At 70.5% G+C, this 7,719-nt stretch carries 9 protein-coding genes and 1 pseudogene; 5 read left to right on the top strand and 5 right to left on the bottom strand.

The genetic code is table 11. From position 1 onward, the window contains the following. Positions 1-48 precede the first annotated feature (48 nt). Positions 49-573, bottom strand: a complete 525-nt coding sequence (locus ACFVX6_RS40180) for a hypothetical protein (protein ID WP_389699537.1) — start codon at positions 571-573, stop codon at positions 49-51. A 314-nt stretch (positions 574-887) separates the two neighbouring features. On the opposite strand from ACFVX6_RS40180, the gene ACFVX6_RS40185 reads away from it, so the two are divergent. Beyond that, complete coding sequence (locus tag ACFVX6_RS40185; RefSeq protein WP_389699538.1) at positions 888-1,340, top strand: hypothetical protein; 453 nt, start codon at positions 888-890, stop codon at positions 1,338-1,340. A 16-nt stretch (positions 1,341-1,356) separates the two neighbouring features. Here ACFVX6_RS40185 and ACFVX6_RS40190 read toward each other — a convergent pair. Together ACFVX6_RS40190 and ACFVX6_RS40195 are read right to left on the bottom strand one after the other, a co-directional pair. After that, positions 1,357-1,692: pseudogene (locus ACFVX6_RS40190) on the bottom strand (IS630 family transposase); the annotation flags it as partial. 21 nt (positions 1,693-1,713) lie between these two features. Continuing rightward, a complete protein-coding gene (locus ACFVX6_RS40195) occupies positions 1,714-1,908 on the bottom strand; it encodes a hypothetical protein (RefSeq protein ID WP_385378417.1) in 195 nt (64 codons plus the stop codon). A 174-nt stretch (positions 1,909-2,082) separates the two neighbouring features. Here ACFVX6_RS40195 and ACFVX6_RS40200 point away from each other — a divergent pair, with 174 nt between their 5' ends. Beyond that, positions 2,083-4,161 carry a TerD family protein gene (locus ACFVX6_RS40200; protein ID WP_389699539.1) on the top strand — a complete coding sequence of 693 codons (2,079 nt, stop codon included), beginning with the start codon at positions 2,083-2,085 and terminating at the stop codon, positions 4,159-4,161. 66 nt (positions 4,162-4,227) lie between these two features. Here ACFVX6_RS40200 and npdG read toward each other — a convergent pair whose 3' ends face one another. Beyond that, entirely contained in the window at positions 4,228-4,941 is a 714-nt protein-coding gene (gene npdG, locus ACFVX6_RS40205; protein WP_389699540.1) for an NADPH-dependent F420 reductase, read from the bottom strand. Positions 4,942-5,104: 163 nt separating this feature from the next. On the opposite strand from npdG, the gene ACFVX6_RS40210 reads away from it, so the two are divergent. Continuing rightward, positions 5,105-5,710: a hypothetical protein gene (locus tag ACFVX6_RS40210; protein ID WP_389699541.1), complete on the top strand. Its 606-nt coding sequence runs from the start codon at positions 5,105-5,107 to the stop codon at positions 5,708-5,710. On the opposite strand, the gene ACFVX6_RS40215 is transcribed toward ACFVX6_RS40210, so the two are convergent. Further along, positions 5,711-5,950 carry a hypothetical protein gene (locus ACFVX6_RS40215; RefSeq protein ID WP_243329646.1) on the bottom strand — a complete coding sequence of 80 codons (240 nt, stop codon included), beginning with the start codon at positions 5,948-5,950 and terminating at the stop codon, positions 5,711-5,713. A gap of 59 nt (positions 5,951-6,009) precedes the next feature. Between ACFVX6_RS40215 and map the strand changes: the two genes are divergently transcribed. Both map and ACFVX6_RS40225 read left to right on the top strand, forming a co-directional pair. Beyond that, positions 6,010-6,867, top strand: coding sequence for a type I methionyl aminopeptidase (gene map / locus ACFVX6_RS40220; protein ID WP_327307005.1), 858 nt, complete (start codon positions 6,010-6,012; stop codon positions 6,865-6,867). A gap of 151 nt (positions 6,868-7,018) precedes the next feature. Beyond that, the gene (locus ACFVX6_RS40225) at positions 7,019-7,666 is read left to right on the top strand and encodes a heme oxygenase (biliverdin-producing) (protein WP_389699542.1); all 648 of its coding nucleotides are present in this window, start codon (positions 7,019-7,021) and stop codon (positions 7,664-7,666) included. Positions 7,667-7,719 lie beyond the last annotated feature (53 nt).

Below are 7,719 nucleotides of genomic sequence, written 5' to 3' on the forward strand. Positions count from 1 at the left end.
GTGACAGCGCCGCGCGGTTCAACACTGCGCGGCGCTGTCATGTGGCCATTAGAAGATTGACAGCCGCTCGAGCTCCGACAGAGCCTCCACATCGCCCGAAGCATTCGGCGTGTTGGGGGTGTTCGGCGTGTTCGGGGTGTTCGGCGTGTTCGGCGTGTTCGGGGTGTTCGGCGTGTTCGGCGTGTTCGGGGTGTTCGGCGTGTTCGGCGTGTTCGGGGTGTTCGGCGTGTTCGGGGTGGAGGCGTCGGAGTTGTCTGCCGCGCCGCTCTGCTGGACATTCGAGACCGCAGCAGCATTCGGGTTGGCCGGGATCGCCGGGATGGCCGGGATAGCCGGGATGGCCGGGATGGCCGGCACCTGCGAGGCGAGCGGGGTGAGCGGCGTGAGCGGCGTGAGCGGGGTGAGCGGGGTGAGCGGCGTGAGGGGAGCCAACTCGCGCACGGCGCTGATGCCGCTGAGCGACCGGCCCATGGAGCCGCCCGGCTCTTCAGCGGCGTTCGCGCATCCCGCGCCCAGGGTGACCAGACTCCCGACCGCCGCAGCGGCGATCATGACCTGCTTGAGCTTATGCATGCTTCCTTGCCCTCCGTACCTCTGCATTTCCCGCACCGACTCAGTGCCTGTAGACGATCGCTAAAAATACACACGTGAGGGGATTCGCTTCTTGAAACAACCCATGTCGCCCTTGCCGTCACCCGTTCGCCCTGTCTGCATAGCTCGCTCGCGCAGAACCTGCGTAGACCGGCCCGAACGAGGAAGGGCCGGCGGTCCACTCCTCCGGGCCCGTCATTGTCAAGTCCCGAGTTGTGGTGACGTGCGACCACCGGCGCGCGGAGGGCTTACTGGAATTCCCCCGGTTCGCCTTTCTCTTTGAAAGGAGCATTCTCATGGCTCGCACGTTTCGGAAGCAGCGGTTTGCGATCTTCGCCGGTTCGGCCGCTTTCGTCGGAGGGGCCGCGCTGCTGCCGACCGGTGCGTCCGCCACTCCGGCCATGCCGCACACCGGCGAGGTCACCGTGACCGCAACGGCTCACGCCGGCCGTGCGATGGGCGACCACAAGAACGAAGCCGATGAGGATCATCGCGGCAGCAAGTCCCCGAAGGAGGGCAAGAAGACCAGCAAGCCCCGGGACGTGGAGAACATGCCGGGCTGGAAGTTCTACCAAGGCAAGGTGTACTGCGAGCACAAGCCCGACGAACCGACCCCCGCCCCCACCCCGGCTCCTCCGAAGCCCCCTGCCCCTGCCCCGGTCCCGGGACCGAGCCGGGAAAACCCGGGCCCAGTCCCGAACCCGGCTCCGAACCCGGCCCCGGCACCCCCGGACCGCAGCCCTCTCTGATCTACGGATCCGACGGGCCGCGCGCCACGTTGAGGGCAGCAAACAGGGTGGTTGTGCCGGTGCGGACGTGGTCGTGCGTTGACCGCTCCGGGACCCCTGGCATCATCGGCAGCACCGGCTGAGACCGGTCCGGGGCCTGGATCTGCGACTTCTCGTTCACGCAGAACACCAGCGCCCGCTCGGCGGGTCAGGACGCCCGCCAGACCCTTGACATCGAGGACTGGGACGGGCCCATTTCCCTGGCCATCGACCGCGTCGACCAGTGCGTCGCGTTCTTCGGAGTGGACTCCAGCGCCCTGGTGACCACCGCGGCCACCTGCTCATCCGTCACCGACCGGGGGCCGCCGGAACGCAGAACTCAAGACTCAGGAGATCAGCCCGCGGTGCGGGCCGCCGCCGCGGCCTTCTCGATCTTCGCCTTGCGCACGTAGAACCACGCCATGTTCGACGTGATGCCCGCCATCAGCACCCACACGATCCCGAGCAGGCTGCCCTCGACGAAGGAGACCACGGCGGCGGCAGTGGCGAGGACGCAGAGAACGACGGCGAACACGGCAAGGCGGGGCATGACGGAGGCTCCTCGGGGGCACTGAAGCGGTTCAAGCCCTTCCAGTGTCCCCCATGCCCCGGCGTGCTCCCGTCGGGCCGATTTCCGCCATCCCGTGATCTTTTCCTCCTCCCGCCGCTACGGTTCGCCCGAGACGCACCGCGCACGGGGGTGCGGAAGGACCGGGGGGAACACATGCAGGAGATCCCGAAGGGCGCGAACGTCAGCCTGACCGCCCTCAGCGAGGACGCCGGGGCGGTCGTCGTGAGCCTGGGCTGGAGCAGCGCTTCGGGGGCCGGCGACGCCGACGTCTCGGTGCTGCTGCTGGACGAGAACGGCAAGGTCCGCGACGAGAACGACTTCTACTTCTACAACAACCCGGCGGCCGCCGACGGGAGCGTGCAGCTGCTGGGCAAGGTGCCGACCGACAACGGCGACGAGGACCGCATCAGCGTGGACCTGACCGCGGTACCGGAGCGGGTCGCGCGGATCGTCGTGGCGGCCAGCCGGTACGCCGGCGCGCGCTTCGGAGACCTCGACGACCTGCGGATGACGGTCGCGGACCGCTCCGGGGAACCGCTGGTCGGCTACTCCATCGACGACGCGGGCGTGGAGACGGCCTTCATCTTCGGCGAGCTGTACCGCCGGGGCGAGGAGTGGAAGTTCCGCGCGGTCGGCCAGGGGTACGAGACCGGCCTCGCGGGACTGGCCACGGACTTCGGCATCCCGGTGCTGGAGGAATCCGAGGAATCCGAGGGACCCCAGGGACCCGAGGGACCCCAGGGACCTGAGGGAGCCGAGGGAGCCGAGGGATCGGCCGTCGCCGCGGCGGACGCCCCGGCCGCCGTGCCCGTCGCCGAACCCCTCGCCGAGCCCGCACCCCGGTCCGCGCCCGCCGAGGAGGCCGCCCCGGGCGCCGTACCGGCGCAGACCCGCGGCCGGAGTCCCCGTACGACCAGGAAGAAGGTCACCCTGCCCAAGGTGGCCAAGAAGTCCCTCGCCGAGAACGAGTCCTGGAGCCAGGCCCGCCTGTTCCCCGTCCCCTCCCTCAAGAGCGACCGGGAGCGGGAGGTGCGCGCCACCTCGGTCCTGCTGTCGGTCATGGCACAGGTCCCGGAGTTCGGCCGCCGCCTCACCGCCGGGTTCGGCGCGCCCGCCGGCCGGATGCAGACCTTCACGGAGGTCTCGCTCCCCCACGGGGACACTCCGCGGCGCCCCGACGGGGTGATCCGGGTGGAGCGCGCGGGCAAGCTGTGGACGGCGCTCGTGGAGACGAAGACGAACGGCAACCCGCTCAAGGCGGAGCAGGTACAGGCGTACATGGACATCGCCGCGCGCCGCGGCTACGAGGCCGTGATCACCCTCTCCAACGACGTGGCCCTGGAGGGCCGCCCCATGGTGGAGGTGAAGGTCGACGGGCGGCGCAAGCACAAGGTCAGCCTCTGGCACCTGTCCTGGGCCGAGGTCGCCCACCAGGCACAGCTGCTGATCCGCCACGAGGGCGTGGGCAACGCCGCGCACGCCTGGCTCCTCCAGGAACTGCTGGAGTACCTGCGGCACGAGCAGTCCGGCTGCCACGGGTTCCAGAACATGGGCGCCGCCTGGGTGCCCGTGCGCAAGGGCATCGAGGACGAGACCCTCGGCCACGGGGACGTCCGGACCGTGGAGGTGGTGGAGAGCTGGGAGCGGCTGATCCGCCAGGTCTGTCTGCGTCTCGGCGGGGAGCTCGGGCAGAAGGCGCTGCCGGTGCAGCGGGCCCGGCGGGGCAGTGATCCGCAGGCCCGGCGGGTCGCGGCGGCGGACCGGCTGTGCGCGGACGGGAAGCTCTCCGCGGAGCTGCGCGTCGACGGGACCAGCAGTGTCATCGCGGTGAGCGCCGACCTCAGGACCTCCAAGGTGCGGACGTCCGTCGACGTGCCGGCCCCGGAGGGTGCGTACCCGCTGGTGATGGTGAAGCGGCTGCTGAAGCTGCTCGAAGGTGCTCCGGCGGACCTGCACGTGGAGAGTCTCCTCGAGGCAGGAACGGGCTCCGGGCCGGGGAGCGGGCCGCGCGGGACGCTGGAGCGGCTGCGGCCCGAGCCGGGCGATCTGCTGCCCGCGGACGGTTCGGCCGTCGTCGGTTTCCGGCTGTCGCTGCTCAAGGGGATGGGGAGTACGCGGGGGAACACGGAGTCCGGGTTCATCCGCAGCGTGGACGATGCCGTGGAGCGCTTCTACCACGGTGTGGTGGCGCAGCTGGGCCCCGTCGAGGGGCGCGGCGGGCGGCGCGGCTGAGCTGGTCCGGGGCCACCCGGTCCGCCGGCCCCGTGGAGGGGCGGCGGGACGGGTGGCCCGGGTGGATCAGACGTCCGTGATGCGCAGGCCCGCGTGGGCCTTGTAGCGGCGGTTGGTGGAGATGAGGTTGGCCACCAAGGATTCCACCTGGTGGGCGTTGCGCAGGCGGCCCGCGAAGACGCCGCGCATGCCCGGGATCCGGCCGGCGAGGGCCTGCACGATGTCGGTGTCGGCGCGGACCTCGCCGAGGACCATCACGTCGGTGTCGATCTCGGCGATCGACTCGTCCTGGAGGAGCACCGCCGAGAGGTGGTGGAAGGCCGCCGTGACGCGGGAGTCCGGCAGGAGGGCGGCGGCCTGCTGGGCCGCGCTGCCCTCTTCGACCTGGAGGGCGTACGCGCCCTGCTTGTCGAAGCCGAGCGGGTTGACGCAGTCGACAACGAGCTTGCCGGCGAGGTCCTCGCGCAGCGATTCCAGGGTTTTGGCGTGGCCCTCCCACGGCACCGCGATGATCACGATGTCGCTGCGGCGCGCGCACTCGGCGTTGTCCGCGCCCTCCACCCCGAGGCCGAGCTCGTCGGCGGCGGTCCGCGCGCGGTCGGCGGCACGGGATCCGATGATCACCTTCTGGCCGGCGCGGGCGAGCCGGTAGGCCAGGCCCCGGCCCTGGTCGCCGGTGCCGCCGAGGACGCCTACGACGAGGCCGGAGACGTCGGGAAGGTCCCACGGGTCCTTGGCGGGGGCCTTCGCGGGCTGCTGCGTGCTGTCTGTGGAGGTCATGGGGGCGAGGGTAGCCGCGAGATCGTCAGGGGCGAATGCGCGGACGCTGTGAGATGCCCAAGTAGGCAGGAGATGCCGAAGTGCGCGCGGGGTGGGGCGGAGGTGGGGTGGGAGATGGGGGGAACGGCTCCCGTTTGTCCCTTCCATGCGGCAGGATGCCGATATGGACGCCGTGAGAGTCGCGCTGCTGCGCGAGGTGCTCGCCGGTACGGAGTGGCCCGGCGCCGCGCGCCGGTTCGCCGGGACGCTGCGCCGGTCGGTCGTACCGGCCGGCGGGAACCTGCTGTTGGTCGGGACCGAGCAGTACGAGCCCTGGCACCTGGCGGCGCACCTGGTCGACGAGGCCGCCTGGTCGGGGCTGCCGGAGCTGGCGCCCACGCTCGTACGCCACCGGGTGCTGCCCGGTGACGCCCCGCACCTGTCGGTCGGCCTGAGCCGGCTGGAGGCGGCCCGGCGCGGTCACACCCTGCTGGTGGTGGCTCCGGAGCAGCCCGGGGACGGGCTGCTGGAGCGGGTGCACGACGCCCGGCGCGCGGGAGCGACCGTACTGTCCCTGGACGGCGGGGACGCGGATCTCGGGACGCTCGCGCACGAGGTGCTGTCCGTACCGGACGGGGCCGCCGAGCTGGACCTGGACACCGTGCAGCACCTGGTCAGCGCGGCGGCCGGGGAGAACAGCCTGCCGGTGCAGCGCGGGCCGAGGCGGTTCCGGGACCGGCTGGCGCGGCTGGCCGACCAGCTGGCCGCGCCGCCGCCCAGCCGCTGGTAGCTACGGGGTACCGGTGCCCTCTTCGGTCTCGCGTGTCTTGTCGTTCCACTTGGGGTCGTTCTGCCATTCGAGATTGCGCTCCTGCGCCGTCTCCATCGCGTGGTTCGCCTCTTCGGGTGTCGCGTAGGGGCCGAAACGGTCCTTCGCCGGGCACTCGGGGCCTTCCTCGACCTTCTTGTGGACCAGGCAGTAGTACCACTCGCCGGGTTTGCCCACCTGGCGCTTCTTGAACAGGGCCATCGTCAGGCTCCTCTCTCTGTCGCCATGCTGCCCCATACCCGCTCGATACACTCGCTCGTATGTCTGGCCAGTCGCTGCTCGTACCAGGCGAGCTCACTCCCGTCCGTTCCGTTCCCGGAAACATCCGCCGGCCCGAGTACGTGGGCAAGCCCGCGCCCACTCCGTACACCGGACCGGAGGTGCAGACGCCCGAGACCATCGAGGCCATGCGCATCGCCGGCCGGATCGCCGCCCAGGCGATGGAAGAGGCCGCCAAGCTGATCGCGCCGGGGGTGACCACCGACGAGCTGGACCGGGTCGCCCACGAGTACATGTGCGACCACGGTGCCTACCCCTCGACGCTGGGCTACCGCGGTTTCCCCAAGTCCCTGTGTTCCTCGCTCAACGAGGTCATCTGCCACGGGATCCCCGACTCGACCGTCCTGCGGGACGGCGACATCGTCAACCTCGACGTGACCGCCTACATCGGCGGGGTGCACGGCGACAACAACGCCACGTACCTGTGCGGGGACGTGGACGAGGAGTCGCGGCTGCTCGTGGAGCGCACCCGCGAGGCCCTGAACCGGGCCATCAAGGCCGTCAGGCCGGGCCGGCAGATCAACATCATCGGCCGGGTCATCGAGTCGTACGCGAAGCGCTTCGGCTACGGCGTCGTCCGGGACTTCACCGGTCACGGGATCAACTCGTCCTTCCACTCCGGTCTGATCGTCCCGCACTACGACAGCCCGCACGCCACCACCGTCATCGAGCCCGGGATGACCTTCACCATCGAGCCGATGCTGACCCTGGGCACCCACGAGTACGACATGTGGGAGGACGGCTGGACGGTGGTCACGAAGGACCGGAAGCGGACCGCGCAGTTCGAGCACACACTGGTGGTCACGGACACCGGGGCGGAGATCCTGACGCTCCCCTGACCGTGGACCGAGGAAATCACCTCGCGGAGGTTTTTACCGACAAGGCGTCGGGAACACATTGACTTAGGTAAGCCTAAGTAGGAGGATCGGGTGTGGCGGCACGGCCGCCACGCCCGGCTCCCCTTTTCTTCCGATTTCTCGGAGGTCCGCCTTGGACGCCTTCTCCACCGTCATCCGTGTCGCCTCGCACGAGCAGCACACCGAGGCGGAGACCTCGACGTTCATGAGCGACCTGCTCGGCGGCCGGCTCGGAGTGGACGCGTACACGCGCTACACCGAGCAGCTGTGGTTCGTGTACAGGGCCCTGGAGGACGCCGCGGAGGCCCTCGAGGACGACGCCGTGGCCGGCCCGTTCATACAGCCCGAGCTGATGCGCCTCGCCGCGATCGAGCGGGACCTGGCCCATCTGCGGGGTCCCGCATGGCGCGAGACCCTGGTCGCGCTGCCCGCCACCGAGGCCTACGCGGCCCGCGTGGCCGAGTGCGCCGCCTCCTGGCCGGGCGGGTACGTGGCCCATCACTACACCCGCTACCTGGGCGACCTCTCCGGCGGCCAGATCATCCGCGACAAGGCGGAGCGGACCTGGGGCTTCGAGCGCAAGGGCGACGGCGTGCGCTTCTACGTCTTCGCGGACATCTCCAACCCGGCCGCCTTCAAGCGGGCCTACCGCGAACTGCTGGACACGATCGCCGCGGACGATCTGGAGAAGCAGCGCATCATCGACGAGTGCAAGCGCGCCTTCGACTACAACGGCGCGGTCTTCCGCGAGCTGGGCGAGCAGTTCCCGCTGAGCGCGTAGCGCGCGCCGCCTGCAGCGGGCTGAACGGGGAAGGGGGGCGGGCCCATCGGGCC

Origin of the sequence: Streptomyces sp. NPDC058289 (assembly GCF_042880975.1) — a bacterium.
GTDB classification, from domain to species: domain Bacteria; phylum Actinomycetota; class Actinomycetes; order Streptomycetales; family Streptomycetaceae; genus Streptomyces; species Streptomyces stoeckheimensis.

Coding starts and splice junctions, on each gene's coding strand:
- ACFVX6_RS40180 (WP_389699537.1), bottom strand. CDS start 573: ATGCATAAGCTCAAGCAGGTCATGATCGCCGCTGCGGCGGTCGGGAGT.
- ACFVX6_RS40185 (WP_389699538.1), top strand. CDS start 888: ATGGCTCGCACGTTTCGGAAGCAGCGGTTTGCGATCTTCGCCGGTTCG.
- ACFVX6_RS40195 (WP_385378417.1), bottom strand. CDS start 1,908: ATGCCCCGCCTTGCCGTGTTCGCCGTCGTTCTCTGCGTCCTCGCCACT.
- ACFVX6_RS40200 (WP_389699539.1), top strand. CDS start 2,083: ATGCAGGAGATCCCGAAGGGCGCGAACGTCAGCCTGACCGCCCTCAGC.
- npdG (WP_389699540.1), bottom strand. CDS start 4,941: ATGACCTCCACAGACAGCACGCAGCAGCCCGCGAAGGCCCCCGCCAAG.
- ACFVX6_RS40210 (WP_389699541.1), top strand. CDS start 5,105: ATGGACGCCGTGAGAGTCGCGCTGCTGCGCGAGGTGCTCGCCGGTACG.
- ACFVX6_RS40215 (WP_243329646.1), bottom strand. CDS start 5,950: ATGGCCCTGTTCAAGAAGCGCCAGGTGGGCAAACCCGGCGAGTGGTAC.
- map (WP_327307005.1), top strand. CDS start 6,010: ATGTCTGGCCAGTCGCTGCTCGTACCAGGCGAGCTCACTCCCGTCCGT.